This is a genomic window from Sulfitobacter sp. TBRI5, assembly GCF_051013555.1.
Classification (GTDB): domain Bacteria; phylum Pseudomonadota; class Alphaproteobacteria; order Rhodobacterales; family Rhodobacteraceae; genus JL08.
This window is the reverse complement of the sequence record NZ_CP112884.1, coordinates 127,781-151,584: the sequence shown is the minus strand read 5'-3', so window position 1 is coordinate 151,584 and position 23,804 is coordinate 127,781. Positions and strand designations below refer to the sequence as shown.

General features: G+C 58.4%; 30 protein-coding genes. 19 read left to right on the top strand and 11 right to left on the bottom strand.

Annotation, left to right across the window (positions count from 1 at the left end; translation table 11 throughout):
- The first annotated feature begins 4 nt into the window (after positions 1–4).
- From OLX72_RS00805 to OLX72_RS00790, 4 genes are all read left to right on the top strand, one after another.
- Positions 5–499, top strand: coding sequence for a DUF2937 family protein (locus OLX72_RS00805; protein WP_433989564.1), 495 nt, complete (start codon positions 5–7; stop codon positions 497–499).
- A 98-nt stretch (positions 500–597) separates the two neighbouring features.
- A complete protein-coding gene (locus OLX72_RS00800; protein ID WP_114869311.1) occupies positions 598–1,884 on the top strand; it encodes a lipoprotein-releasing ABC transporter permease subunit in 1,287 nt (428 codons plus the stop codon).
- On the top strand, positions 1,877–2,575 hold the full coding sequence (locus tag OLX72_RS00795; protein ID WP_433989563.1) for an ABC transporter ATP-binding protein: 699 nt from the start codon (positions 1,877–1,879) through the stop codon (positions 2,573–2,575). The genes OLX72_RS00800 and OLX72_RS00795 overlap by 8 nt, the downstream gene beginning before the upstream one ends.
- A 55-nt stretch (positions 2,576–2,630) precedes the next feature.
- Entirely contained in the window at positions 2,631–3,617 is a 987-nt protein-coding gene (locus tag OLX72_RS00790; RefSeq protein WP_114869313.1) for an Ldh family oxidoreductase, read from the top strand.
- Here OLX72_RS00790 and OLX72_RS00785 read toward each other — a convergent pair.
- On the bottom strand, positions 3,605–4,039 hold the full coding sequence (locus OLX72_RS00785) for a DMT family transporter (protein ID WP_114869314.1): 435 nt from the start codon (positions 4,037–4,039) through the stop codon (positions 3,605–3,607). The genes OLX72_RS00790 and OLX72_RS00785 overlap by 13 nt on opposite strands.
- Positions 4,040–4,185: 146 nt before the next feature.
- Between OLX72_RS00785 and OLX72_RS00780 the strand changes: the two genes are divergently transcribed.
- Together OLX72_RS00780 and OLX72_RS00775 are read left to right on the top strand one after the other, a co-directional pair.
- The gene (locus OLX72_RS00780) at positions 4,186–4,593 is read left to right on the top strand and encodes a c-type cytochrome (protein ID WP_205389075.1); all 408 of its coding nucleotides are present in this window, start codon (positions 4,186–4,188) and stop codon (positions 4,591–4,593) included.
- Positions 4,594–4,633: 40 nt separating this feature from the next.
- Complete coding sequence (locus OLX72_RS00775) at positions 4,634–5,035, top strand: c-type cytochrome (RefSeq protein WP_433989562.1); 402 nt, start codon at positions 4,634–4,636, stop codon at positions 5,033–5,035.
- 6 nt (positions 5,036–5,041) lie between these two features.
- Here OLX72_RS00775 and OLX72_RS00770 read toward each other — a convergent pair whose 3' ends face one another.
- On the bottom strand, positions 5,042–5,725 hold the full coding sequence (locus OLX72_RS00770) for a hypothetical protein (RefSeq protein WP_433989561.1): 684 nt from the start codon (positions 5,723–5,725) through the stop codon (positions 5,042–5,044).
- Positions 5,726–5,990: 265 nt separating this feature from the next.
- On the opposite strand from OLX72_RS00770, the gene OLX72_RS00765 reads away from it, so the two are divergent.
- Positions 5,991–6,476 (top strand): acyloxyacyl hydrolase, encoded by a 486-nt coding sequence (locus OLX72_RS00765; protein ID WP_433989560.1) that lies wholly within the window; start codon positions 5,991–5,993, stop codon positions 6,474–6,476.
- A gap of 33 nt (positions 6,477–6,509) precedes the next feature.
- Here the strand turns inward: OLX72_RS00765 and parE are convergent, their stop codons facing one another.
- On the bottom strand, positions 6,510–8,468 hold the full coding sequence (gene parE, locus OLX72_RS00760) for a DNA topoisomerase IV subunit B (protein ID WP_433989559.1): 1,959 nt from the start codon (positions 8,466–8,468) through the stop codon (positions 6,510–6,512).
- Between the two features lie 180 nt (positions 8,469–8,648).
- On the opposite strand from parE, the gene OLX72_RS00755 reads away from it, so the two are divergent.
- Positions 8,649–9,257 (top strand): carboxymuconolactone decarboxylase family protein, encoded by a 609-nt coding sequence (locus tag OLX72_RS00755; RefSeq protein WP_433989558.1) that lies wholly within the window; start codon positions 8,649–8,651, stop codon positions 9,255–9,257.
- Positions 9,258–9,263: 6 nt separating this feature from the next.
- On the opposite strand, the gene OLX72_RS00750 is transcribed toward OLX72_RS00755, so the two are convergent.
- Positions 9,264–9,800, bottom strand: coding sequence for a peroxiredoxin-like family protein (locus tag OLX72_RS00750; RefSeq protein ID WP_433989557.1), 537 nt, complete (start codon positions 9,798–9,800; stop codon positions 9,264–9,266).
- Positions 9,801–9,889: 89 nt separating this feature from the next.
- Between OLX72_RS00750 and OLX72_RS00745 the strand changes: the two genes are divergently transcribed.
- Entirely contained in the window at positions 9,890–10,633 is a 744-nt protein-coding gene (locus OLX72_RS00745; protein ID WP_433989556.1) for an AraC family transcriptional regulator, read from the top strand.
- On the opposite strand, the gene OLX72_RS00740 is transcribed toward OLX72_RS00745, so the two are convergent.
- Both OLX72_RS00740 and OLX72_RS00735 read right to left on the bottom strand, forming a co-directional pair.
- The gene (locus tag OLX72_RS00740) at positions 10,630–11,502 is read right to left on the bottom strand and encodes an alpha/beta fold hydrolase (RefSeq protein ID WP_433989555.1); all 873 of its coding nucleotides are present in this window, start codon (positions 11,500–11,502) and stop codon (positions 10,630–10,632) included. The two genes, OLX72_RS00745 and OLX72_RS00740, sit on opposite strands and share 4 nt — an antisense overlap.
- 1 nt (position 11,503) lies before the next feature.
- Positions 11,504–12,778, bottom strand: coding sequence for an alpha/beta hydrolase family protein (locus OLX72_RS00735; RefSeq protein WP_433990489.1), 1,275 nt, complete (start codon positions 12,776–12,778; stop codon positions 11,504–11,506).
- A 189-nt stretch (positions 12,779–12,967) separates the two neighbouring features.
- On the opposite strand from OLX72_RS00735, the gene ppk2 reads away from it, so the two are divergent.
- The 5 genes from ppk2 to OLX72_RS00710 are packed head-to-tail and all read left to right on the top strand — an operon-like array spanning position 12,968 to position 17,070.
- Positions 12,968–13,942, top strand: a complete 975-nt coding sequence (ppk2, locus tag OLX72_RS00730; RefSeq protein WP_433989554.1) for a polyphosphate kinase 2 — start codon at positions 12,968–12,970, stop codon at positions 13,940–13,942.
- Between the two features lie 7 nt (positions 13,943–13,949).
- Positions 13,950–14,111, top strand: a complete 162-nt coding sequence (locus OLX72_RS00725) for a hypothetical protein (protein ID WP_433989553.1) — start codon at positions 13,950–13,952, stop codon at positions 14,109–14,111.
- A 29-nt stretch (positions 14,112–14,140) separates the two neighbouring features.
- Complete coding sequence (locus OLX72_RS00720) at positions 14,141–14,767, top strand: DUF1007 family protein (RefSeq protein WP_433989552.1); 627 nt, start codon at positions 14,141–14,143, stop codon at positions 14,765–14,767.
- Entirely contained in the window at positions 14,755–15,645 is an 891-nt protein-coding gene (locus OLX72_RS00715) for a nickel/cobalt transporter (RefSeq protein WP_433989551.1), read from the top strand. The genes OLX72_RS00720 and OLX72_RS00715 overlap by 13 nt, the downstream gene beginning before the upstream one ends.
- Positions 15,646–15,693: 48 nt before the next feature.
- Complete coding sequence (locus tag OLX72_RS00710) at positions 15,694–17,070, top strand: MATE family efflux transporter (RefSeq protein WP_433989550.1); 1,377 nt, start codon at positions 15,694–15,696, stop codon at positions 17,068–17,070.
- A 2-nt stretch (positions 17,071–17,072) separates the two neighbouring features.
- Here OLX72_RS00710 and OLX72_RS00705 read toward each other — a convergent pair whose 3' ends face one another.
- The 3 genes from OLX72_RS00705 to OLX72_RS00695 all read right to left on the bottom strand — a co-directional run bounded on the left by OLX72_RS00705 (position 17,073) and on the right by OLX72_RS00695 (position 19,596).
- The gene (locus tag OLX72_RS00705; protein WP_433989549.1) at positions 17,073–17,741 is read right to left on the bottom strand and encodes a hypothetical protein; all 669 of its coding nucleotides are present in this window, start codon (positions 17,739–17,741) and stop codon (positions 17,073–17,075) included.
- Between the two features lie 145 nt (positions 17,742–17,886).
- Complete coding sequence (locus tag OLX72_RS00700; protein ID WP_114872129.1) at positions 17,887–18,300, bottom strand: hypothetical protein; 414 nt, start codon at positions 18,298–18,300, stop codon at positions 17,887–17,889.
- A 93-nt stretch (positions 18,301–18,393) separates the two neighbouring features.
- Positions 18,394–19,596 (bottom strand): pyridoxal phosphate-dependent aminotransferase, encoded by a 1,203-nt coding sequence (locus OLX72_RS00695; RefSeq protein WP_433989548.1) that lies wholly within the window; start codon positions 19,594–19,596, stop codon positions 18,394–18,396.
- Positions 19,597–19,689: 93 nt separating this feature from the next.
- Between OLX72_RS00695 and OLX72_RS00690 the strand changes: the two genes are divergently transcribed.
- The 3 genes from OLX72_RS00690 to OLX72_RS00680 all read left to right on the top strand — a co-directional run bounded on the left by OLX72_RS00690 (position 19,690) and on the right by OLX72_RS00680 (position 20,842).
- A complete protein-coding gene (locus OLX72_RS00690; protein ID WP_433989547.1) occupies positions 19,690–20,088 on the top strand; it encodes a helix-turn-helix domain-containing protein in 399 nt (132 codons plus the stop codon).
- A complete protein-coding gene (locus OLX72_RS00685; RefSeq protein ID WP_114869328.1) occupies positions 20,085–20,348 on the top strand; it encodes a succinate dehydrogenase assembly factor 2 in 264 nt (87 codons plus the stop codon). The genes OLX72_RS00690 and OLX72_RS00685 overlap by 4 nt, the downstream gene beginning before the upstream one ends.
- A gap of 83 nt (positions 20,349–20,431) precedes the next feature.
- Positions 20,432–20,842 carry a hypothetical protein gene (locus OLX72_RS00680; RefSeq protein ID WP_433989546.1) on the top strand — a complete coding sequence of 137 codons (411 nt, stop codon included), beginning with the start codon at positions 20,432–20,434 and terminating at the stop codon, positions 20,840–20,842.
- Between the two features lie 295 nt (positions 20,843–21,137).
- Here OLX72_RS00680 and OLX72_RS00675 read toward each other — a convergent pair whose 3' ends face one another.
- On the bottom strand, positions 21,138–21,758 hold the full coding sequence (locus OLX72_RS00675) for a sulfotransferase family protein (protein WP_114869329.1): 621 nt from the start codon (positions 21,756–21,758) through the stop codon (positions 21,138–21,140).
- Positions 21,759–22,295: 537 nt separating this feature from the next.
- Here OLX72_RS00675 and OLX72_RS00670 point away from each other — a divergent pair.
- Positions 22,296–22,580: a hypothetical protein gene (locus tag OLX72_RS00670; protein WP_162797923.1), complete on the top strand. Its 285-nt coding sequence runs from the start codon at positions 22,296–22,298 to the stop codon at positions 22,578–22,580.
- An 86-nt stretch (positions 22,581–22,666) separates the two neighbouring features.
- Positions 22,667–22,867: a 30S ribosomal protein S21 gene (gene rpsU / locus OLX72_RS00665; RefSeq protein WP_114869331.1), complete on the top strand. Its 201-nt coding sequence runs from the start codon at positions 22,667–22,669 to the stop codon at positions 22,865–22,867.
- Positions 22,868–23,064: 197 nt separating this feature from the next.
- Here rpsU and OLX72_RS00660 read toward each other — a convergent pair whose 3' ends face one another.
- Positions 23,065–23,694: a hypothetical protein gene (locus OLX72_RS00660; RefSeq protein WP_433989545.1), complete on the bottom strand. Its 630-nt coding sequence runs from the start codon at positions 23,692–23,694 to the stop codon at positions 23,065–23,067.
- Between the last annotated feature and the right edge of the window lie 110 nt (positions 23,695–23,804).

Genomic DNA, 23,804 nt, shown 5'->3' with positions numbered 1-23,804 from the left:
CGAAATGATCACGCGCACATTGGTGCTTGCGGGCGGCGTTGCCAGTGCGGCAACGCTGTCGCAGTTTCCCGAATATGCACAGCAATACACCCAGCGTCTGGGCGGTGCGGTTGATGCACTGGGGCAGGTGGTGGCCGATTTTGATGCCTCTGCCGCCGCCGAAGGGCTGACCCGCGAACAGGCACTGGCGCAAATGACCGGCACAGCGTTTGTAGAGCGGCGGCGTGATGACATGCAGCGCAGCTTTGCGCGACATGCGCGCCTGAGCGCCGATCTGGAAGCACTGGCTGCCGCAGGGCCGTTTATGCGCGCCTATCACGGTACGCGCCTGACAGATCCTGATATTGCAAGTGCCGCACTGGTGGCGTTCAAACCGGCGGTGCCGGTCACGGTGGAAGGGGCTGTGTTTGCCTTCGTTGGCTTTGGCCTTGGGGCGGCCGCGATCCGCGCCGTGCTGATGCTGCTGCACCTTCTCCGGCGCAGGCGGCGGCTGATCTGACAGGGCACGGGCCGCCAATATCGCACAAACGTCAGTCACCGCTTGACCCCGCTGTTGCGAACCCCCACTTTCGCGCGCAAACGAGCAGGACAGCGAACTTGGCCAGAACACCCGCCCCCTTTGCCCCTTTTGAATGGATGATCGCGTGGCGCTATCTGCGCGCGCGCCGCGCCGAAGGCGGCGTATCGGTCATGACGTGGATCAGCCTGATCGGCATCACGCTGGCCGTTTTCGCCCTGATCGCCACACTGGCCGTTCGATCAGGTTTTCGCGCCGAATTTGTGGATACGATCCTTGGCTCCAATGCCCATGTGACGGTTTACAAGATCGGTGATGTGCTGCCCAACGGCCAGTTGGACCGCACGATCAAGGATTACAGTGCCTTGGCAGATCGCGTGGCACAGGTGAACGGTGTGACCCGCGTGGCGCCTTTGGTGCGCGGGCAGGTCATGGTCAACCTGCGCGACCGCAACGCCGGGGTTGAGGTCTACGGCATCAGCGCCGCCGATCTGGCCACAATCCCGCGTATTGCGAACCCTGAAACGGCCATCGGCAACATCGCCGATTTTGATCGCGGGGTGGCGATCGGGTCTGGGGTGGCGCGGGAACTGAACGCGCAACTGGGCGACAAGATCAAACTGATCTCACCCAACGGGGTAAAAACCGCCTTTGGCACCAGCCCGCGCATCAACGCCTATGAAGTAACCTATATTTTCAATGCGGGACGCTATGATATCGACCGCACCCGTGTGTATCTGCCCTTTGCCGAAGCACAGGCGTTTTTCAACCGCGAAGGTGTTGCGGACGAACTTGAGGTCATGGTGCGCGATCCTGAAACCGTCGACAGCATGAATTTCGATCTGCTGAAGTCGGCAGGCGAACGGGCCCAGCTTTGGACATGGCGTGATGCATCGGGCGGGTTCCTGCGCGCGCTTGAGGTCGAGGATGATGTGATGTTCATCATCCTGTCGATTCTGGTGCTGATTGCGGCGATGAATATCGTCAGCGGCCTGATCATGCTGGTCAAGAACAAGGGGCGCGACATCGGTATCCTGCGCACGATGGGCCTGACCGAAGGGTCGGTGCTGCGCGTGTTTTTCATATGCGGGGCGTTTACCGGTATCATCGGCACCGCCCTTGGCGTGATCCTTGGATGTTTGTTCGCCATCTATATCGATCCGATTTTTTCCTTCGTGAACTACGCATGGGGCGGCGGAGTCTGGGATCCGGCTGTGCGCGGAATCTACCAACTGCCTGCCGAATTGCATCTCAAAGATGTGCTGTCCGCCGTTACGCTGTCTCTGGGGCTGTCCTTTGTCGTGACGATCTTTCCGGCGCGCCGCGCCGCACGGATGAACCCGGTCGAGGCGCTGCGCTATGAATGACGTCCGCATTCTTGATCTTAAGGGCCTGACCAAGACCTACAATGCGGGCAAGCCGAATGAGGTGGCTGTCCTGCGCGGTGTCGATCTGCATGTGGACAAGGGCGAAGTAGTTGCATTGGTCGCCCCGTCAGGTGCGGGTAAATCCACCCTGCTGCATATCGCGGGTCTGCTGGACACGCCGGATGCAGGGCAGGTGCATATCGGGGGCACCGACATGACCGGATTGTCCGACCGTCAGCGCACCACGGTGCGCCGCACCGATGTGGGGTTCATTTATCAGTTTCACCATCTGCTGCCCGAGTTCTCGGCGCAGGAAAACATCTTGCTGCCCCAACTGGCCGCCGGCGTGCCCAAGACACAGGCACAGAACCGCGCGATCGAATTGCTGCGCACTGTCGGCATCGCCGCGCGGGCAGACCACCGCCCTGCCGCGCTGTCGGGCGGGGAACAACAGCGCGTCGCGTTCTGCCGCGCACTGGCCAATAAACCGCGCCTGTTGCTGGCGGATGAACCGACCGGTAATCTTGATCCGGAAACATCCAATCAGGTGTTTGCCAGCTTGATGGATCTGGTGCGCAATACCGGCCTGTCGGCCCTGATCGCGACCCACAATCTGGAATTGGCCGCGCGGATGGACAGGATTGTGCGGCTGGATGCGGGCCGGTTAAGCGACACGGCAAGCCACGGTTGACCGTAACATCGGGCCGCGCGCACATCTGGGCGCGGACAGGAAGGAAAGACAGGGTATGACAAAGGTTTCGCTGGATCAGATCGAACAGGCAACGCGCGAAGCGCTGATCGCGCACGGGGCTGCCGCGCCGGCTGCGGATGCGGTTGCGGATGCCGTGCGCGAGGCCGAAGGCACCGGCAACAAAATCTGTGGTCTTTATTATCTGCAAAGCTATTGCGAACAGTTGCTTTCGGGCCGTGTGAACGGGCATGCCGCGCCCGATGTCAGCACACCGCGCGCCGGTGCCGTGCGCGTTGATGCCATGCTGGGGTTTGCCCAGCCCGCCTTTGCCGCCGGGCTTGACGCTGCCATCGCTGCGGCGCGCACCAACGGCACCGCATCACTGGCCATCTGTCATGCCCACACCTGCACATCGCTGGGCTATTTTACCGGCCAGATCGCGCGCCGAGGACTGATCGGCATCGGGTTCACCAACGCATCCGCCATTGTTGCACCGCCCGGCGGGCGTACCCGTGTTCTGGGCACCAACCCGATCGCGTTTTCCGTGCCTGACGGACAGGGCGGGGTTGCGATGCAGTTTGACCAGTCCACCACAACCGTCGCGCTGGGCAAGATCACAATGGCCAATGCGGCGGGGGAACGCATTCCCGAAGGCTGGGCCGTGGATGAAAACGGACAACCCACAACCGATCCTGCTGCCGCGCTCAAGGGATCGTTGGTGTCGATGGGCGGCTACAAGGGCTGGGGCTTTGGTCTGATGGCCGAATTGCTGGCAGCGGGCCTGACTGGGGGTGCCCTGTCGCGCGATGTCAAGGCGCTCAAGGCGGCAGACGGTCCGCCGCATGATCTGGGACAGTATTACCTGCTGATTGATCCGTCAGATGCAGATCATTTTTTCACGCACCTGTCCGAGATCAGCGATCTGGTGGCACAGGACAAGGGCGCGCGCCTGCCCGGACAGGGCAAGACCCTGTCTGATCCGGTCGATGTGCCCGATGCGCTATGGGCGCAGACACAAGCGCTGGCCACTTACGCCAGTTGAGTGATCCAGACCCCAAGCGCCATGACCGATATCCCGGCAAGGCGCATCCAGCCCAGCGTTGAAACCTGTGCGCCGAACAATCCGAAGTGATCGATCGCGGCGGCGCTGATCAATTGGCCCAGCAACACGAAAAACACCGCGTTGCCCACTCCGAAACGGGGGGCGACATAGGTGATCGACAGCACGTAGAACGCCACCAGAAGCCCCGCCAGCAACAGGTGTTTGGGGGCAGATGTGATTTTGGACAGCGCCTGTGGCCCTGTGGCCAGCAACACCAGCACGGTGGCCCCGAAGGCAACGGCAAACAACACGGTTGCGGCCGCCGCGGGCGATCCGATCCGCGCACCAAGGGCGGCGTTCAGGGCGGCAAGGATTGGGATGCCGATGCCTGCCACCAGCATGATCACTGCGTATTGCGCCATTCTTCTGTCCCTGTGCTGAGTCTTGATCTGGATCATTGCTGCAAGTGCGCTTTGGTACAAGACTTGGGTGCGGGTCAAAGGGGACATTCCGCACCCTTTCCGGTGCAGCCGTGCCGGAATTTCAGGCCCGAAAGCGGGAGGCGAAAATGCAGTTTACAAAGATATCCGCATTGCTGTGCGGGCTGGTTCTGGCGGCAGGCGGCGCACAGGCTCAGGACATTACCGAAGGTGCCGGCCTTTATCTCAAGCATTGCGCCACCTGCCACGGGATCGAAGCGACAGGGCAGGGCCCGATGGCAGGCGTTCTGGTGATCAAACCCACCGATCTGACGACTTTGAGTAATGAAAACGACGGCGTATTCCCGATGGAGCGGGTGGTCCGGCGGATCGACGGGCGTGACCCGCTGGTCAGCCACGGCAGCCCGATGCCGGTATACGGCGATTTTTTCGAAGGTAACGATACCGCGCTGAAAGCCGCCAACGGCCAGCCGATTTTGACAAGCGGCCCCATTGCGCAACTGGTCGCCTTCCTGCAATCTGTCCAGACACAATAAGCGCCGTTAAGGGCGCGAAACTGGCAGAAGGGAACATGGCATGAAAATCTGGGTAACTGTCGGCGCACTTGCCGTTGTTGCGGCTTGTGCGGCATCGGAAATGCCCGGCCCGTCCGAAGGAGCCGCAATTTTCGCTGAAAACTGCGTATCTTGCCACGGTGTGTCAGCCACCGGAAACGGCCCCTTGGCCAATGGCCTGTCGCCCGCGCCATCGGACCTGACACAGATCGCCGCACGCAATGGCGGCGTGTTTCCACGTGCACAAACCCTGTCGGTGATCGACGGCTATTCCAAAGGCACCCATAAGGATCGCGCGATGCCCGAATTCGGCGCGCAGATGACAGGCGAAGACACCGTGCCAGTGGAAGTGGATGGTATCCTGACGCCGACACCGCGGTCGCTGGCCGCCTTGCTGGCCTATCTGGAAAGCATCCAGGGCTGACCGCGATCAGTCGCAGATACCTTTGATCTGCGCATCCTTCCAGGGCAGCACCACTGCCCGCCCCAGCAGATCATCCTCAAGCGGGGTCACCGGAAAATTTTGCGAAATCATGTCGTGCAGCCGCTGGGTGCGTGGCGCGTCTTTGGCCAGCGCACGGCAGCATATGTATTCTTCGACGATCGAGGCCTGCTGTTCATACCCGAAATCCAGAAACTGCGTATCGGGCGAAATTTCGAACAGATAAGGGTCTTTGCTTTGTGCATGTTCCGATGCGGCCTTTAGCGGATGATACCCGGTCTTGTCGCGGTTCTGCCACTGCCAGACATGGGTCATTTCATGGGCAAAGAACATTGTGGCCATCAGGCTGACCTGATCAGGATAGCCGTTTATGTAATCAGCGAAAAAAATATCCTTGCGGACAAACACGCGGTTGAAAAGAGCCATGGCGCCGGGTTTGACGGTGACAATCTGTTCGTCCTGCGGCGGCAGGATACGTTCGCGGCAGGTTACGCGCGGGCGTGCCGGGCGTTTGAAGGTGACAGAACCCGCCGGTACACCTTCGATCAGTCGCACCCGACTGGTATCAATAGCGCCACCTTTCATGCGGGCGACGAATGCCGCTTCGTTTTCGCTTAGCGGACGTCCGCAAGCGGCCAGCAGGATCAGGATGCAAAGGGCGCGAAAAACCATACCGGCAGATTAGTGCGCAAAGGCGTAAAGGAAAGAGAATTGCACCTTGCCCGCCAGAAATGTCTCAGGGTCGGCAAAGCGGTGTGCCACCACCTCTGTAAATTCACCCTATGTCGCACTGTCAAAAAAGTTGCTGTTTGACGCGGGCGGTTGTGTCTGTGAGAAAAGGCGCGCGAACGGTGGAAATCTCAAAATGCAAAAGCAAGATGGAAAACGGAGCGTGCGGAGCCGCCCAAAGCGGTTTCGTCATGCGTTGCGGAGCGCCTTGATCGCCGTTTGCGCGTTCGGCGCAACGCTTTCGGGTTTGCATTCCGCTAGGGCCGAAGCCTGGATATTCGGCGTTGGGATTAACGATTTTACCGAGCTTGAAACCAAGGACCGCGCGATTGGCAGTGTTGAATACCAAACCGATCCTGTGACCCGGATATGGGGCGCGGATATGTCTTTGGCTGTTGCCGCCACTGTTCATGCCAGCCGCGATGTCTGGGCCGGTGCCGGGCTTGCCGCGCTTTATCCGTTGCGCAACCGCTGGTTTGTCGAGGGCAGCGTAATGCCGGGGATATACTTCCATGAACAACCTTCAACCGATATCGGCAGTCGTTTTGAGATCAGAACCCTGCTGGGCATGGGCCGCCAGATCAATGACAAGACAGCGCTTTCGGTTGCGATCACACATAAATCAAACGTCGGAACCTCGGATGTGAACCCCGGCGTTAATGCATTGCTGGTACGTCTACGGTATGAATTTTAGGCGGGGTTGCCAGGCAGCTGAATTGCCGCGCCCTTAGACATCCAGTTCTTCTACAAAACGCGCGTTTTCCTGAATGTACTGGAACCGCATTTCAGGCTTCTTGCCCATCAGACGTTCCACCAGATCGCCGGTTTCGCCCGGTTCGTCCTCGTCAATCGACACGCGGATCAGTTTACGGGTTTCGGGGTTCATCGTGGTGTCTTTCAGGTCTTTCGCGTCCATTTCGCCCAGGCCTTTGAATCGCGACACGTCAATCTTGCCCTTGCCGCCCAGTCCGGCCTCAAGATGTTTGTTCTTTTCAACCTCGTCCAGGCAATAGACCCGCTTGGCCCCCTGCGTCAGACGGAACAGGGGCGGGCAGGCCAGATAAAGATGCCCCGCATCGATCATCGGACGCATCTGGGTGAAAAAGAAGGTCATCAGCAGCGCGGCGATATGGGCGCCGTCAACATCCGCATCCGTCATGATGATCACCTTGTCATAGCGCAGATCATCAACGTTGAATTTGCTGCCGAGCCCAACACCAAGCGCCTGGGTCAGATCGGAAATCTCCTGATTTGATCCCAGTTTTGATGAAGCCGCGCCCAGCACGTTCAGAATTTTGCCACGCAACGGCAACAGCGCCTGTGTCTTGCGGTCCCGCGCCATTTTGGCTGACCCGCCCGCGCTATCGCCTTCGACGATGAACAGTTCTGTGCCTTCGCGCGAGTTTGACGAACAATCCGTCAGCTTGCCGGGCAGGCGCAGTTTCTTCGTGGCGCTTTTGCGCTGGGTTTCCTTTTCCTGCCGCCGGCGCAACCGTTCTTCGGCGCGCAGCACCAGAAAATCAAGAATTGCGCCCGCCGATTTGGTATCGGCCGCCAGCCAGTTGTCAAAATGGTCACGCACCGAATTTTCGACCAGCCGCTGTGCCTCGACCGTGGCCAGACGGTCTTTGGTCTGGCCGACAAATTCCGGTTCGCGGATAAAACAGCTGACCAGAGCGCAGCCGCCGGTAATCAGATCGTCACGGTTGATCTGCGTTGCCTTGCGGTTGCTGACCAGTTCGCCATAGGCGCGGATGCCTTTCAGGATCGCGGCCCAGAACCCGGCCTCGTGCGTGCCGCCTTCGGGTGTGGGCACGGTGTTGCAATAGGACTGGATGAACCCGTCACGCGATGGCGTCCAGTTGATCGCCCATTCCACCTTGCCGGGGGTGTTGAATTTTTCCTTGAAATCCACCGTGCCGGAAAACGGCTTGTCGGCATAGATCGATGCACTGCCCAGTGTTTCGGTCAGATAATCCGACAGACCACCGGGAAAATGAAACGTCGCTTCAGTCGGCGTTTCGCCATCATCGATCGCGGATTTCCAGCGGATTTCGACACCCGAAAACAGATAGGCCTTGGAACGGATAGATTTGAACAGGCGCGCCGGCTTGAACCGGTGGTGCCCGAAAATATCGGCATCCGCGTGGAACGTTACGGTCGTGCCCCGCCGGTTGGGGGCCGCGCCGATCTTTTGCACCGGTCCCAGCGGGATACCACGCGAAAAGCGTTGTTCGTAAAGATCCTTGTTGCGCGCGACCTGCACCACCATGCTGTCGCTCAGCGCGTTGACCACGGATGCGCCCACACCGTGCAGGCCGCCCGAAGTTTCATAGGCATCACCCGAAAACTTGCCCCCCGCATGCAGCGTGCACAGGATCACCTCAAGCGCGGATTTGTCGGGGAATTTGGGGTGTGGATCAATCGGAATGCCACGCCCGTTGTCGCGGATCATCACCGAATAGTCTTCCAGCAGTTCCACTTCGATCCGGGTGGCGTGTCCGGCCACCGCTTCGTCCATGGAGTTGTCCAGAACTTCGGCCACCAGATGGTGCAGCGCGCGTTCATCGGTGCCGCCGATATACATGCCCGGACGTTTGCGCACCGGTTCCAAACCTTCCAGAACCTCGATCGAAGAGGCGTCATAGTCTTTCTGGTCCGGCTGGCCGGAAAGGAGATCGTTCATACCGCTGCTCAGTTCTTGTTTGTTTGCGCCATTATGGCAGCGCGCGGGGCGATGGGAAAGGGTGAACCTGCACCACACTCGGGTATGCGGGTCGGGAAAAACAGGCAAGGGCGCAGCTTTCCTGCCCCGGAAATTCATGTGAGGGTGAAAGTAATCAAAACCAGAACAGAAAGACGCAAGATGAGCTGGATCGCCACCATTCCGTTTGACGCCGCCACTGGCAAACTCAAAACGCTGTACCAGCGCGTGACTGGCCCCGACAACAATGTCGACAATATCATGATGCTGCATTCTCTGCGCCCCCATACGATGGAGGGGCACATGGCGATCTACAAATATGTGCTGCATCATTCGGGAAATACCATTCCCAAGTGGTTTCTTGAGGTTCTGGGCGTCTGGGTCAGTGCGCTTAACACCTGCAATTACTGTGTGGAACACCATTTTGCGGGGATGAAGCGGCTTTTGGGGGATGATCCGCGCGCTGAAGCCATTCGCGCGGCGATTGAAGCGCGCGATGTGGATGCCGCGCCTTTGGATGACAGCCAGAAGGCGGCAATGCGCTATGCGCAGATGTTAACGCAAGACCCCGCCAACCTGCAAAAGGACGATATCGAAACCCTGCGCGCCGCGGGCTTTGATGATGGCCAGATTCTGGAAATCAATCAGGTTTGCGCCTATTTCGCTTATGCAAATCGCACGGTTCTGGGGCTGGGCTGTTCGACGGATGGCGACGTGATTGGCCTGTCGCCCGGAAATTCGCAAGATCCGGACGACTGGAGCCATGCCTAGGCCGGTTTAAACGGCGCCGGTATATTCGCCGCGCGCCGGATAGTTGTTCTTGATCGCGAAATCGAGCGCGCCAACCAGTTCCGAAAAATGCGGGCGCACGAACGGCATGGTCTGCACCGATCCGTAATAGAGCGTCTGTTCCGGCGTCACCATGAACAGGCCCGGTTCGGCAAACAGCGCCGGTTCTTCGATACCGATCGAAGTTTTGCCCCGCGAGGTCGAGATATAAAGGCCCCATTCACGCGCTTTGGCCAAGGGCAGATCATAGGCAAAGCGCAAGGTATCGGCGCCGATCTTGTCCGCCATCGCGCGGGTGCGTTCCTGCCCGTCGGAACTGATCGCGATTGTTTTTACGCCGCGATCCGCAAAATCGGCGACCCGCTTTTGAAATTCGGTCAGATAGGTGGCGCAGATCGGACAGTGCAGCCCGCGATAGAAACAGATCACGGTGCCCCGTTCCGACCCATCGGTGGTCAGGTCAAATGTGCCATGATCCAGCGTTTCAAGGGTCAGATCGGGGGTTTTCTGGCGGGGCATAAGCATCGTGTGTCCTTTCGGGAATATGGGTTGCTTTACCCTACATATCAGCATTACCATCTGAAAAATGCAAAATACCAAACCGAAACACCTGAATGAGCCGTTTTGACCGTCTGACCACCCTGATGGACCGCTTTAGCCTGAGCGTGCACCCCGCCGCCGTGCGGGACGCGACACTGGTGGTCGTGTCGGGGCCGGATGGTGCGCCGGCAAAGGTGCGGTTCGGGCCGCAGGCCAATCTGGATGATATGCCGGTTCAATCGGTTCTGGTATCGGCCGAGGTGGATTGGGGCGGTGCGGCAAACCCGCTGGTGGCCGCGCTGCCGGAGCTTGTGGAACTGGACGTGACGGGGGACCGGGAAACAACCGGCCTGATCCTGCTGATGCAATCGGAATTGCTGGGCCAACGCTGCGGATCGGGTTCGGTCGTTAACCGCCTGGGCGAGGTGCTGATCGTGCGCCTGTTGCGCGCCCAGATCGAGGCGGGCACCACCCGCACCGGTCTGCTTGCGGGTTTGTCAGACCCGCGGCTTAGCCGCGCCATCGTCGCCATGCACGACACACCGGGCCGCGATTGGCGCAACGAGGATCTGGCGCAGATCGCCGGCCTTTCGCTCAGCCGGTTCGCGGGCATGTTTCTGGAAATGGTGGGTGAAACGCCGGCGGCCTATCTGCGGCGCTGGCGTCTGACACTGGCGCGTCAGGATGTTCTGCGCGGCGACAGGGTGGACAGCATCGCGCGGCGCTATGGCTATCATTCACCCGAAGGGTTCGCGCGCGCGTTCAAGAAACATTACGGAGAAACGCCGGTGTCCGTACGCCCCAGACCTGCGGCCTAATTCCAATCCAGAAGGGCGCGGGCCACTTCGGCGGGTTTCTGATGGTGCAGCCAGTGATCCGCACCTTCGATCCGCACGCGCGTCAGATCGGCGGCAAACTCTTCCAGCCCTTCGGTTGAAACCTCAAGCAGGGCGGTGTCATTGACCCCCCAGATCAGCAGGTGAGGGCAGTGGACCTGCATCGTTTCGGGCGGCAATTGCGGGATGTCAGTCACCGGCACGCCCGGATCGGCCACTTTGAACGGCGCCGCCCGATACCAGTTCAGCATGGCGTTGAACCGCCCGGGGCGCGACCATTCGGTCGCATATTCCGCCTGTTTTTCAGGTGTCAGCCACGCCATGTCCATCGTTTCGTTCAGGAACCCCAACAGGGCTGCGAACCCGTTCGCCGAAAGTACATCTTCGCTCCCGTCCGCGCGCAGCAGGTTCATGTACTGCGAGGCCTGCGACTGCGCGCCACCTGCCGACACTTCACGCCTGAACGGCACAGGATGCACGCCGTTCATGATGATCAGTTTTTCAACCAGATCAGGGCAGAACAGCGCCAACCCGTAGGCCACGGCTGCGCCCCAGTCATGTCCCAGAACCGTGACTGGCCCGCCGCCCAAATGCCCGACAAGTGCCGCCATATCCCCGACCAGTTCGGATACGGCATAGTTTTCCACGCCTTCCGGGGTCCAGCTTTGGCCATAGCCGCGCATATCGGGCGCGACACAGTGATAACGATCCGTCAACAACTGCGCCAGCGTATCCCACGCACCGCCATATTCGGGAAAACCGTGCATCATCAGCAATGTCGGCAGCTCCGGATTGCCCCAGGAACGGATGAAAAACGGGTGGCCGTTCAGGGTCAGTTCCTGAGTATGCATTTTATTGGTCCTTTGCTTTGGTTTCAAACCGCAAGCCGGCGGCGGTGCGCGCGGGAAATCCCGCCCAATAGGTGTGGTCGGCAGTTTCCTTGCCGGCATCATCCAGCGCAAACACGCCATTGGAAGACTGTGGAACCAGATCAAGAAAGCGCGCCCGCGACACATCCTGTTTCAGATGGATATCCAGAAACGCCGTGGTGAAGTGCTGTGCGATATTGTTCATGCGCACAGTGTCCCAGACCGGATCGCTGTAATGTTCGGCCGGGGCAAACTCCAGATTGTCGACCGGCGCCCAGCTTTCAACCGGGGCGGGGATCGGCGCGGCCGCATTGTGGTTGGCGTTTTCGAAGGTCAGTAGATGACGTTCCGTTCCAACCGTTTCGTCAAAAATCTGCCGGATCGCGGCATAGACCGAAACATCATCGACAGACCCTGCAATCAGCAGCAGGGGCTTTTGCAATCCGGCCAGTCCGACATCGTCCCAGATATCGGCATTCATGCCCCACGGGCCAATCGCCACAATGGCCTTGACGCGGGCATCTATCAGCGCCTCGTGGCTTTCGCTGCCTGACAGATGACGTTCAAGCAGGGCGTTCGGTGCGCTCCAGCTTGCTTCGACAGCGGCAGGGGTGACGCCGGCACCACCGTAAACCAGCGCGCCATATCCGCCCATGGAAAACCCGATGACAGCCGTATTACCGGCATCCACAATATCGCCCAGCGGGCCATCAAGACCGGCCATCTTATCGATCACGAACCTCTGGTCCAGCGGGCGATGATAAAGCGTCGATCCGAACGCCCCCTGATCGGAATAGGTGCTGTCTGTGTGTTCAATGGACACCGCGACATAGCCTTTGGACGCAAGGTTTTCGCCCAGATGTGACATCAGAAACCGGTTTCCGGGGTAGCCGTGGCTGATCACGATCAGCGGAAACGCATCGCCGGTATGGGGCGGCGCATCCCGTGCAGCGCGCCCGCTTAGCGTCACTTCGGTTTTGCCGTCGCGCAGGATGGCGCGATAGGTGCCGCCTTGCGGCGTACCCGAATGGGCAGGATACCAGATTTCCACCGTCAGGGGGCGGTCATAACGCGGCATTTCACTGGCTGTCGTGTTTATGATGTCGACCTGATCGGCGTGTACGAACCTGCGGGTTTGAACGCCGACGGTATAATCGCCAAACGCTGCCAGTTCCGGAGCGTCCGAACGCACCATGCTGATCTGGTTTTCCGCCAGTGCGGCCTGTCCCAGCGCTGTGCCAAGCATGGCGGCAACCATGGCAGATTTGGGTGTTTTCGCAGTCACGGCATACTCCTGTCGGGGGCAATTCCCCGGCTTACTGGTAAAGAAGGCACACAGGCCGCTTTGGTGCGCAAGGGTTTTGATCGCTTAGTTTGACAGGGATCAAGGACAGGCCAACGCGGTGGAATTACAATCTGCCCGAGTTCAAAAGCGGGAAATTATTGTATGACAGTCACATCAACGGCCACCAAAACAGCAGAAATCGACACCAAGGCAAAGCCTGAGGCGAAGGAAATTGTGGAACACGCTCCTTCGCCCGATAAAATCCGTCAGGCATTTGAAAGCGGGCGTTACCCTTATACGACACGCATGTCGCGCCGCACATACGAAGCCCGCAAGGCGTTGTTGCAGGCCGAACTTTTGAAGGTGCAGTTATGGGCGCAGGAAACCGGCCAGAAGTTCGTTCTGTTGTTCGAAGGCCGTGATGCCGCAGGCAAGGGCGGGACGATCAAACGGTTTACCGAACACCTGAACCCGCGGGCTGCCCGCGTTGTTGCGCTGAACAAACCCACCGAAGAAGAACGCGGCCAGTGGTATTTCCAGCGCTATATCGAACATCTGCCCACGTCCGGTGAAATGGTGCTATATGATCGCAGCTGGTACAACCGGGCGGGCGTGGAACGCGTGATGGAATTCTGCGAACCCGGCGAATATCTGGAATTCATGCGCCAGACCCCGGATCTGGAACGGATGCTGGTGCGGTCGGGCATCAAACTTTACAAATACTGGTTTTCAGTGACGCAAAGGGAACAAAAGGCACGTTTTGACAGTCGCGCCACCGACCCGTTAAAGCGCTGGAAGCTTAGCCCGATTGACAAGGCGTCGCTGGACAAATGGGATGATTACACTCAGGCCAAGGAAGCCATGTTCTTTTACACGGATACCGCCGATGCGCCGTGGACGATCATCAAATCGAATGACAAGAAACGCGCGCGTCTGGCCTGTATGACCCATTTTCTGGCGTCGCTGGAATATCCGGGCAAAGATTATGATCTTGTCGGACAGCCCGATCCGCTGATCGTGGGGCACGCCAACCATGTTGTGCACAACGCAGACCAGATTCTGGGCACGGCGCAGCATCCGGGTCAGCGCCGCAGGAAAAACGCCGAACCGGCCAAAACACAGACGGCCAAGGCCTAAGCGCCGGTTGGAACACGGCAAAGGCGTTGTGCCGGGCATCGGCAGTTCGCGCGACAGCCTGCGCCCGCAGAATGAATGCGGAAAACCCGCTGTGGATCTGACCGGCCTTGGCGAAAACATGCCTTCGCGCCAGCCAATGGCCCGAAATCACGCTCGCGCCACGTTGTGAGACTGCAAATTACAGATTAGATGTCTTCCATGGAACGCGTTCTGATCTTGTGTGCGATGACGTTGGGGCCTGCTTGTGCGGCCGCGCATCCGCATGTTTTTGTCGATACCGAATTGCGGGTTCAGGTGGATGGCAACGGCATGCTGACCGGCGTTGAACTGGTCTGGGAATATGACGATCTGTATTCCCTGCTTTTGTTCGAAGATATGGGGCTGGACCCGGATGGTGACGGGCGTTTGAACCCCGAGGAAGAGGCCCGCCTTGCCGGTTTCGACATGAACTGGATCGAAGGATATGAAGGTGATTTGTACCTTCGCACCGATCAGGAGAGCATCGTGCTGGGGCCGCCGCAACCGCGCGAAACCACAGTTGTCAATGCGCGGATACGTACCGTGCATTACAGATCGGTCGATCCTGTGCCGGCGGATGCGGTGAAAATACGCGCTTATGATCCCACGTTCTACACCGCCTATGATCTGAAATCTGTGACAGCAAGCGGTGCATGCAGCACACAAATCAAAGAAGCGGATATTGATGCCGCTTTTGCGTTGACCGAAAAACTGATTGGCGAAATGGCCGCGGATGCTGATGAGGATGCCTATCCCGAGGTGGGCGAAGCCTTTGCCAGTACGGTGGTCGTGTCATGCGTAAACTGATCTGGGCGGGTTTGGCCGCACTCTCCGCGCTGGCCATATGGCTTTGGCCGATGGGCGGCATGGCCGATGTGACCCGTTGGGCGGCGGTCGGACAACGGGATGCGCAAAACGCGCTGGCGGGGGCGTTGCGCGCCGTGCGCGCCGGTGATGCGGGGGCGTGGTCTGTTTTGCTGGGCCTGTGTTTTGCCTATGGCTTTTTTCACGCGGCGGGGCCTGGCCACGGCAAGCTGGTGATCGGCGGATATGGCGTTGCACGCCGGGTTTCCGCTCTTCGGCTGGGCGCGCTGGCCATCATGTCGTCGCTGGCGCAGGCGGCAACGGCTGTCATCCTTGTCTATTCCGGCGTCTGGGTTCTGGGCATGGGCCGCGAGGCGCTGACAGGGGCCGCAGAATCCCTGTTTGCGCCGCTCAGCTATGGAGCGATTGCGCTGGTCGGCCTGTGGCTGTTGCTGCGCGGAATGAAACGGTTCCGCGCGGTGCGCCCGACCAGTCACGTTACGCATGCGCACGACAACTGCCACACATGCGGGCACAAACATGCACCCACACCCGAAGATGTGAACCAGATCACCACATGGCGTGATGCGGCCATTCTGATCGGGGCGATCGCGATCCGCCCCTGCACCGGTGCGCTGTTCGTGCTGATCCTGACATGGCAGATGGGCATTGCCGCCGCCGGTATTGCGGGTGCGTTTGCCATGGGGCTGGGAACGGCCAGCGTCACGCTTGCCGTGGCCTTTGCCGCGACTTTCCTGCGTGAAGGCACGCTGGCACAGGTGCAGGGCACAACAGCCCTGCGCGCGATGGCGGTGCTTGAGATGCTGGCGGGTGCTGTTGTTGCAACCCTTGCCGTTCAAATCCTGCTACGTCTGATCTGATCCGGTTGCGGCCTTGCCGGGGCAGGCCAATCGGCCTAAGCGTTGGCCATGACGTCTCTATCCCATCATTCCACACCCAGGATGAGCTATGCCCAGCACACGCGCGCATTAAGCGTGCTTGGCCTGCCGTTGATCGGCGGCCATCTTGCGCAGTTCGCCATCGGGCTGACCGATACCGTGATGCTGGGTTGGTACGGGGCCACGGCCCTAGCGGCGGTGACCTTGGCGGGCAGCGTCTTTTTCACCCTGTTCATTATGGGGGGTGGATTTGCATGGGCCGTCATGCCGATGGTGGCCAGCTTTCACGCGGAGGGCGATGAAACCAGCCTGCGCCGTGCGACCCGCATGGGCATGTGGCTGTCGATGATCTTTGCCGCTTGTGCCCTGCCGGTTTTCTGGTGGTCTTCACCGATCTTGCAGGCGCTGGGGCAAGACCCGGAACTGGCGATGGCTGCGCAGGGGTATTTGCGCATCGCAGGCTGGGGGATCGTGCCGGCCCTGCTGGTGATGGTGATAAAATCCTATCTGGCCGCGCTGGAGCGGACACAGATCGTGCTGTGGATTTCGCTGCTGTCGGCAATTGCAAACGGTCTGGCCAATTATGCGCTGATCTTTGGCAACTGGGGCGCCCCTGAACTGGGTCTTCAGGGGGCTGCAATTGCGTCGGTGATCACGCAGATCATCGGGCTGGTCGGCGTTGTCTGGTATGCCGTGCGCGCCTTGCCCGATCACCACCTGTTCCAGCGCCTGTGGCGGCTTGATCCGGAAATGTTTTCCCGCGTCTTCAATCTGGGATGGCCGATCAGCCTGACCAGCCTTGCCGAAACCGGGCTGTTTGTGGCCAGCGCGCTGATGATGGGGTGGCTGGGTACAATACCGCTGGCGGCGCACGGCATCGCCATCACATTGGCCAGTGGCACCTTTATGGTGCATCTGGGGATCAGCAACGCGGCCACGATCCGTGCGGGCAATGCCTATGGCCGCCGCGATGTGGATCATATGGCCCGCGGCGGGCGCACTGCTATTGTCCTGTCCCTTGGCATGTCGGCGCTGACGGTTCTGGTGTTTCTGGCCATTCCGGAATTCCTGATCGATGGTTTTCTGGACGCGGGCGAACCGGCGCGGGATCAGATACTGGCCATCGGGGTCGGATTGTTGGCAATGGCGGCCCTGTTCCAATTGGTCGATGGCGCACAGGTGATCGCGCTGGGCCTGTTGCGCGGTGTGCAGGACACAAGGGTGCCGATGTTCATTGCGGCCTTCAGCTATTGGGGCATCGGAATGCCAAGCAGCTATGTTCTGGGCTTTGTCGCGGGCATGGGTGCAATCGGCGTCTGGCTGGGTCTCGTGATCGGGCTTGCCGTGGCGGCGGTGCTGCTGATGGTCCGGTTCTGGGGGCCCACAATGCACCGTCTACGCGGCTGAATTCACGAATTGTGGATGATGATTTCCATCACGTCATCATAGGTCAAAACGCGCGCGACCCGTTCGGCAATGCCCAATTTCAGGTCATCCTGCCCGACCGATTTCGGGCATGAAACCGGCGGCACCTCGATATCTTGATCATCGTGCACGCCGGACAACTGGCCCAGTGTTTCGCCCAGATGTGCGTCCTGCCATGACGCGGACACCAGATCCTCAAACCGAAGATGATGTTTGGTGGCCGAAGGTTCCGACGCAAAAAATGTCACCAGCCCAAGATAGCTGTCGATTTCGTTCTCGATCAGCCGGCGCTGTTTCAGGGGCGATAAAGCGGCAAAACGTCGGTGTTCTTGCAGCAGCTTGGATGCAATCGCAGCACCTGGTTGGCGCGTCAGAAAAAGAAATCCCAGCGGCGCATCCACATGCGCGCGGTGGAACATGATCTGGCTTGGACGATGCGATGTGTATCCAATAGGATCCTGATCGGTGATTTCGATCGGGTTCCGGCCCGCTTGCACCGCGCGGGCATGCATCGGCAAATCTTTTTTGCCGCTTTGGGGGCAGCCAATGGTCGGACGACCGGAAAATGTCTCAAGCAGGGTGCGGACAAGATTGCTGCCGCTGCGCGGATAAGAGGCGATGTGCCACGCCGGTTTCCTGAAGTCTGGCTGCACTCTTGCTGTCCTTGTCGCCGCCCCCGGCCAGATACAAAACAAAGCAAAAATGGCCCGGACGCAATGCCTGGATCGCGCGCGGCCGAAGGAAAAGCCGTTTTAAAGCGGGTTTCGGCCGCTCCTGCGCCGCAGATGCCGGCATAGACTAGTCGTCGGCATCCCCTTTCATCAATCGGTCGGCTTTCTTGCGCACCAGAACAGACCGCAGATCATGCATGGCCAGCAAAAGATCGTCTGTGACCGCCTCAAGCTGGTCGGGGCTGGCCTTGGACTGGGCCCATTGCGTTGTCAGGTTCATGTAGTCGACAGCGCGGTGGATATCATCAATGTCGCGATGCGCCAGAACCGCGGCGCGTTTTTCCATCCAGTCCCGGATTATGGCCAGATCTTCATCCGACAGGGTGCGATCCCCGTGCGGCTTCACCTCGCCGTTGCGGATATTGAGCACAGCGATCTGATCCATTTCGATGCGGCGCTGGCGGTTCTCGGTGTCGATACGAAACACGACAGCGCCGTTTTCGCGCACCCTGAAATAATAATCGGGCAACTCGCTTGCCATGATGCGGCCCCTGAACAGGTTGATGGTGGCGAACACCTAGCAGGTGGTCGCCCCTAGTTCCACATCAAGCTGGCCGACGGGTCAAGTTCGGCGTCAGGACAAACCTTTGCAAAAAGTCTGGATGCGGGTGCATGCTTCTTTCAGGGTGTCATCCGACGTGGCATAGCTGATCCGGAAATTCGGTGACAATCCGAATGCCGCACCGAACACCACGGCAACGCCGGCTTCTTCCAGCAATGCGGTGGCAAACGCTTCGTCGGTGTCGATCAGCGTTCCGGCGGCACTGGTCTTGCCGATCAGCCCGGCGATCGATGGATAGACGTAAAATGCCCCTTCCGGGACCGGGCAGGCGACCCCGTCAATTTCGCGCAGCATCGATACGACCAGATCGCGGCGGCGTTTGAAAATCGCGTTGTTGCTGTCGATGAAATCATGCGGGCCGTTCAGCGCCTCGACCGCGGCCCATTGCGAAATGGTGCAGGGGTTGGACGTGCTTTGCGACTGGATCTTGCGCATTGCCGCGATCAGATGTTCCGGCCCCGCTGCATATCCGATACGCCAGCCTGTCATGGCATAGGCCTTGGACACGCCGTTGCAGGTCAGTGTGCGGTCATAAAGGGCGGGTTCGACCTGGGCGGGGGTGCAGAATTCAAACCCGTCATAGGCCAGATGTTCATACATATCATCGGTCATCACCCACACATGGGGATGGCGCAAAAGCACGTCTGTCAGCGCCTTCAATTCCGCACGGCTATACCCGGCACCCGTCGGATTGGACGGGGAATTGAAGATGAACCATTTCGTTTTCGGGGTAATCGCGGCCTCGAGCGCGGCAGGCGACAGCTTGAAATCATCCTCAAGCGTGGCGGCGGCCACGACAGGTTCGCCCCCAGCCAGAAGCACCATATCGGGATAGCTGACCCAGTAGGGCGCGGGAATCACCACCTCGTCCCCCGGATTTAGGGTGGCCATCAGCGCATTATAAAGGATTTGTTTACCGCCTGTGCCCACACTCACCTGCGCGGGAACGTAGTCAAGCCCGTTGTCACGCTTCAATTTGGCGCAGATGGCCTGTTTAAGCTCGATAATTCCGTCAGGCGCTGTATACCGCGTCTTGCCCGCACGGATTGCGGCGATACCGGCCTCCGCGATGTTTTTCGGCGTGTCGAAATCGGGTTCGCCCGCGCCCAGTCCGATCACATCGTGGCCTGCGGCCTTGAGTTCCTGGGCTTTGGTGCTAACGGCGATTGTGGGCGACGGTTTGACACGTGACAGTGTCGCAGACAGGAAATCCATAGGGGCCTCGGTTCGGTTATGACGAACCCATGCTTAGGCGGCGCGTTGATCCCGATCAAGCGCTTAGAGTGATACGACGCAAAGGAGAGCAGAATGAGTGAAATGAACTCGAACTTTTACGGACCGGAATTTGCCACCTTTGGGGATCGTCTGGCCGCCGCGCGCGAAGCCGCAGGTATGGATCAGGCGCAAATGGCGAAACGACTGGGCGTAAAGCAGTCAACCATGCGCGCATGGGAAGATGACATGGCCGAACCGCGCGCCAACCGTCTTTCGATGCTGGCGGGAATTCTGAACGTGTCGATGATGTGGCTGATCAACGGCGAAGGCGAAGGCCTGGACGGACCCGTCGAAACCGACACCATGCCCGAGGACATGCAGGACCTTCTGGTTGAACTGCGCGCGGTAAAATCCGAGATGACAAAATCCGCCGAACGGCTTGGCCGGTTGGAAAAGAAACTGCGCCGTTCCCTTTTGGAAAGCGCCGCGTGATCGAAACGCCCGAACACCGGCTCAAACGCCTGAAAATGCGGTCAATGCGGCGCGGGATCAAGGAAATGGATCTGATCCTGTCCGCATTTGCCGATGCCAACCTTGCCCATATGGACGAGGCGGGGCTGTCGCTTTTTGATGCGCTGCTGAACGAAAACGATCAGGACCTCTATCAATGGGTGACCGGGCAGGTAGCAACACCGGCCCCTTATGCGGCGTTGATGAACGATATCGCGCAAACTCTTCAAACCAGGGACTGATCCGTCAAGCCTGAACAGGCTTAACGGATTGTTGGGTTTTCTTCGTCAGGGTGGTGTTGCACTGCCTTGAGTCGGAGATAGGAATGAGTATGCAACAACAGCTTGGCGTGACCCAGAACAAGGGTTTCATGGCCGGATACCTTGATGCGCTGGCGCTGGTGGAACGGCTTCACCGTCTGCTTCTTGATGTGGTCAAAGATGAATTCGAACGCGTCGGGGTGCTGGAAATAAACGCGGTTCAGGCACTGCTGCTGTTCAATATCGGCGAAAACGAGGTGACGGCGGGCGAGCTGAAAAGCCGTGGTTACTATCAGGGCAGCAATGTCAGCTATAACCTCAAGATGTTTGTGACAAATAGCATTTATGTACACGTTACCAGCCAGATACCCCCAGCCACCCTTGAGTGTTTCGCGGGGTTTCTGAGGGGGCCACGGGGGAGTTGGCGGAAGGCTCACGTATATATACCCTCAGAGATTTTTGGGGCGAAATCCTAATGAGTAACCCGGGGTGCACTTATGGAAAACTCAAGGCTCAGCTATCCGTCTTAATTATGGGAGAGACCCGAGTATCTGTAAGAGTCAAAACCTTGCCTTCTAGGTAGATCAGCAGAAAGTTTCGATGTCCAAGCGTTGCGTTCGGCCCTTTGCTGCCGTTGACCACTGCCGTTCGATGCTGCATCTGCAGCCCACATTGCCGACATTCGCTGCGATCGCAAAATCAGCTCAGGGGCGAATTCACGCAATGCGGACCAAGCTGCCGCAGACGCGACCGGACAGACTGCTTTGCGGACTATCTCTGCAGTTCAATATTGTGCTTCTGAAAGTCTGTCGTGGCGTTTGTATGCGGATAGCTTTGATCCGGCACAGATACTCCGAGGAACTCACAGAGCGGCTCCCATCCTGAGCCCAGTTCATATACGAGAAGACGGTCCGCCGGGATCACTGACTTCACCTCGGCAACATGCGCCTCGAAGTCTTTTATTGCCCGTTCCTCGGTGTCGAAGCGGTCGGCGAGAAAGACATCCACGAACTCCTGGATTTGGCGCATATGTGGCGCCTCCGGCGGCATTTCGGTTTCGCGAAAAACTTTGATCGTTTTCGAGTAGGACGCATACCAGCCCTCCGGATCACGCACCGACAGGATTACCTTCGCGTTCGGGTAGTATTCAGCCGACTCGCGCCAAAGATGGGCGCCAGGCCAGTCGACCTGCGACCGATAGCCGTCGAACAACAGGTCGAGATCCAACGGCGACCCACCACAAAAATAATCATGCCATGGACCCGCTTTCTCCGGATTGTCCCGGATCTCATGCATGTGGTGGCAAGGTCCGAAGCCGAGAACCGCCAATGCTTCACGGAGGGAGTCCGTGCCAGTACGCCCGAAGCCGGCGCCAATAATTTCGAGGGCCATCAGATGAAATCCTTGCTGCGATGTGGAAGCTTTACCCGAACTACAGTGCGGCCCGAAGCAGTCTCTGGCAATACCCTACATGATGTAAGTCGCCCGGTGCCCACCGGTACTGGATATTCACGGCGTCAAGGAAAGGACCGCTCTGGGCTCCGCGCAGTCATCCGACTTTTTTGCTCAGATGCCTATTATTCGGGGTAAAGCTGGAGTTGGCGGTAGCGAAACGGCGATTTCAGGTCCGAATGTCAGCTTCTTCCTGGAGCAGCCATTCGCAAAAATTCGAGCAGCGTCTATTGTGCGGGACAAAGTGTGAATTCGCTGCAAGTGCGAAATTCCAACTGTTTTAGAAAGCCCACTGATATCTCGGGCGGATTCCGGACGTTCGTTGCGCCATGCGTGGAGGTCCGCACTGCGGACTTGGCGACCTTGGCAAAAAGCAGATGAAGCGTAGAAAACCCACAGGTTCTCAGATTTTGTTTGCCCGGATTGGAAAGACTGGTAACCTTCACCATTCAAACAGAAGCCAAGGAGCTCAAAAAGATGCCAGTTTTTAGACTTACCGAATTTACATCACGAGATATGAGCAAGATGGTCGAGTTCGCTGAAACTTTACGCGAAGAAGTGGCAGCTGCTGGCGCGGAATTTATTGATGTTATCTCAGTGGGCGATGGCAAAGGCATTGTTATCGCCAAATATGACACTCAAGCCAAGATGGAGGCTGCAACCGAAATCAACAAAGCCGCATTTGGAAAAATGATTGCGGCGGGAATTGTCGACGCAGAAAGCATCAGCGGGCAATCCGGTGAGATTACTTTCTCTTTCTAAGTTAGTGGCGGATGAAGCCAAAAAATTAGCTCGGCCAATTGCTGAAAATTACTGCAACTTCAAACTAGAAAGGTGGTGCAAATCTCATGCAAGTTAGCGTTCGTGACAACAATGTCGATCAGGCCCTCCGGGTTCTGAAAAAAAAGCTACAGAGGGAAGGCGTTTTCCGTGAAATGAAGCTCAAGCAACATTTCGAGAAGCCGTCCGAGAAAAACGCACGCCAGAAAGCTGAAGCTATCCGCCGTGCCCGTAAGTTGGCACGCAAAAAATTGGAACGCGAAGGATGATGCATTTCATTCCTCGATGCTGAACAAATGTACCCCTGTTGCCCGCTGACAGCAGGGGTTTTGCGTTTCTGTGGGCCATTTTTCAAATCGACGTCCTGAGATATCAAAGTCCGTAAACCGCCCCTTCGCCGCAACGGTCACTAACGGCGGCTGAAGGCGGCGTGGTTGTGCGGGTTACTTCCCTGATGAGTTCCAAATTAGTGGCCACTCAAGACCAAAGAAAACACCGGGAGCATAAATACTTGAATTCTCAGAATAATCGCGTGAACCAACCCCAGCGTATCCACGGCGTGCAGATAGACCCGCTCGACAGAACCAACGTCACCTTCGTGTAGAACGTCATGATGATTACTGTATGCATTCGCCAGACACGTGGACCCGGTCAAAACTTCGTCGACACTGCCAGGATAAACAGGCTCCAGGAAAACCGTTAGGCTGCCCGGTAACAGGCCAATCTGCGGATCAAGAAGACGGTCCTCCTGCCTGATCTGTCCCGAGGGTATAACATCCTGAATATCGACCACCACCATTGGGATTACAGTGAAAGGTTTGGAAAGGCAGGACATTTCGACGTAGCTTCCCACCTTGATAACAGGCGCAGAAATCTGGCCGAAACTGGCTAGGAATCGCTTATTTCTGGAGAACTTTTCAGGGATCAGAATCCCTGCAGGGCGCAAGATCGGATTGACATAGTCTCCCACCTGCAAAGTGAACTGCTCGACTGAACCATCCACACCCGCGTAGATGTAAGTTTTCGCGAGCTCTGCTTCCGCCTGTTCCAGAGACGCTTTTGCAGCCTCCAATTCAGCAGGTATTTGTTCCTTCAAACGCTCTTGAGCGGCTAACCGCGTACTCCTCGCCAATCTGCCCCACTAGCGTTCTTGGCTGAAAGACTTCGACGCGTGTTTTGATCTTGGAGGTTGGTAAGTACTGCCTG

Excerpts from the sequence above, each read along its gene's own strand:
- OLX72_RS00805 (WP_433989564.1), top strand. The coding sequence starts at position 5 with ATGATCACGCGCACATTGGTGCTTGCGGGCGGCGTTGCCAGTGCGGCA.
- OLX72_RS00795 (WP_433989563.1), top strand. The coding sequence starts at position 1,877 with ATGAATGACGTCCGCATTCTTGATCTTAAGGGCCTGACCAAGACCTAC.
- OLX72_RS00790 (WP_114869313.1), top strand. The coding sequence starts at position 2,631 with ATGACAAAGGTTTCGCTGGATCAGATCGAACAGGCAACGCGCGAAGCG.
- OLX72_RS00785 (WP_114869314.1), bottom strand. The coding sequence starts at position 4,039 with ATGGCGCAATACGCAGTGATCATGCTGGTGGCAGGCATCGGCATCCCA.
- OLX72_RS00780 (WP_205389075.1), top strand. The coding sequence starts at position 4,186 with ATGCAGTTTACAAAGATATCCGCATTGCTGTGCGGGCTGGTTCTGGCG.
- OLX72_RS00775 (WP_433989562.1), top strand. The coding sequence starts at position 4,634 with ATGAAAATCTGGGTAACTGTCGGCGCACTTGCCGTTGTTGCGGCTTGT.
- OLX72_RS00770 (WP_433989561.1), bottom strand. The coding sequence starts at position 5,725 with ATGGTTTTTCGCGCCCTTTGCATCCTGATCCTGCTGGCCGCTTGCGGA.
- parE (WP_433989559.1), bottom strand. The coding sequence starts at position 8,468 with ATGAACGATCTCCTTTCCGGCCAGCCGGACCAGAAAGACTATGACGCC.
- OLX72_RS00755 (WP_433989558.1), top strand. The coding sequence starts at position 8,649 with ATGAGCTGGATCGCCACCATTCCGTTTGACGCCGCCACTGGCAAACTC.
- OLX72_RS00750 (WP_433989557.1), bottom strand. The coding sequence starts at position 9,800 with ATGCTTATGCCCCGCCAGAAAACCCCCGATCTGACCCTTGAAACGCTG.
- OLX72_RS00745 (WP_433989556.1), top strand. The coding sequence starts at position 9,890 with ATGAGCCGTTTTGACCGTCTGACCACCCTGATGGACCGCTTTAGCCTG.
- OLX72_RS00740 (WP_433989555.1), bottom strand. The coding sequence starts at position 11,502 with ATGCATACTCAGGAACTGACCCTGAACGGCCACCCGTTTTTCATCCGT.
- OLX72_RS00735 (WP_433990489.1), bottom strand. The coding sequence starts at position 12,778 with ATGGTTGCCGCCATGCTTGGCACAGCGCTGGGACAGGCCGCACTGGCG.
- ppk2 (WP_433989554.1), top strand. The coding sequence starts at position 12,968 with ATGACAGTCACATCAACGGCCACCAAAACAGCAGAAATCGACACCAAG.
- OLX72_RS00720 (WP_433989552.1), top strand. The coding sequence starts at position 14,141 with ATGGAACGCGTTCTGATCTTGTGTGCGATGACGTTGGGGCCTGCTTGT.
- OLX72_RS00715 (WP_433989551.1), top strand. The coding sequence starts at position 14,755 with ATGCGTAAACTGATCTGGGCGGGTTTGGCCGCACTCTCCGCGCTGGCC.
- OLX72_RS00710 (WP_433989550.1), top strand. The coding sequence starts at position 15,694 with ATGACGTCTCTATCCCATCATTCCACACCCAGGATGAGCTATGCCCAG.
- OLX72_RS00700 (WP_114872129.1), bottom strand. The coding sequence starts at position 18,300 with ATGGCAAGCGAGTTGCCCGATTATTATTTCAGGGTGCGCGAAAACGGC.
- OLX72_RS00695 (WP_433989548.1), bottom strand. The coding sequence starts at position 19,596 with ATGGATTTCCTGTCTGCGACACTGTCACGTGTCAAACCGTCGCCCACA.
- OLX72_RS00690 (WP_433989547.1), top strand. The coding sequence starts at position 19,690 with ATGAGTGAAATGAACTCGAACTTTTACGGACCGGAATTTGCCACCTTT.
- OLX72_RS00680 (WP_433989546.1), top strand. The coding sequence starts at position 20,432 with ATGAGTATGCAACAACAGCTTGGCGTGACCCAGAACAAGGGTTTCATG.
- OLX72_RS00675 (WP_114869329.1), bottom strand. The coding sequence starts at position 21,758 with ATGGCCCTCGAAATTATTGGCGCCGGCTTCGGGCGTACTGGCACGGAC.
- OLX72_RS00670 (WP_162797923.1), top strand. The coding sequence starts at position 22,296 with ATGCCAGTTTTTAGACTTACCGAATTTACATCACGAGATATGAGCAAG.
- rpsU (WP_114869331.1), top strand. The coding sequence starts at position 22,667 with ATGCAAGTTAGCGTTCGTGACAACAATGTCGATCAGGCCCTCCGGGTT.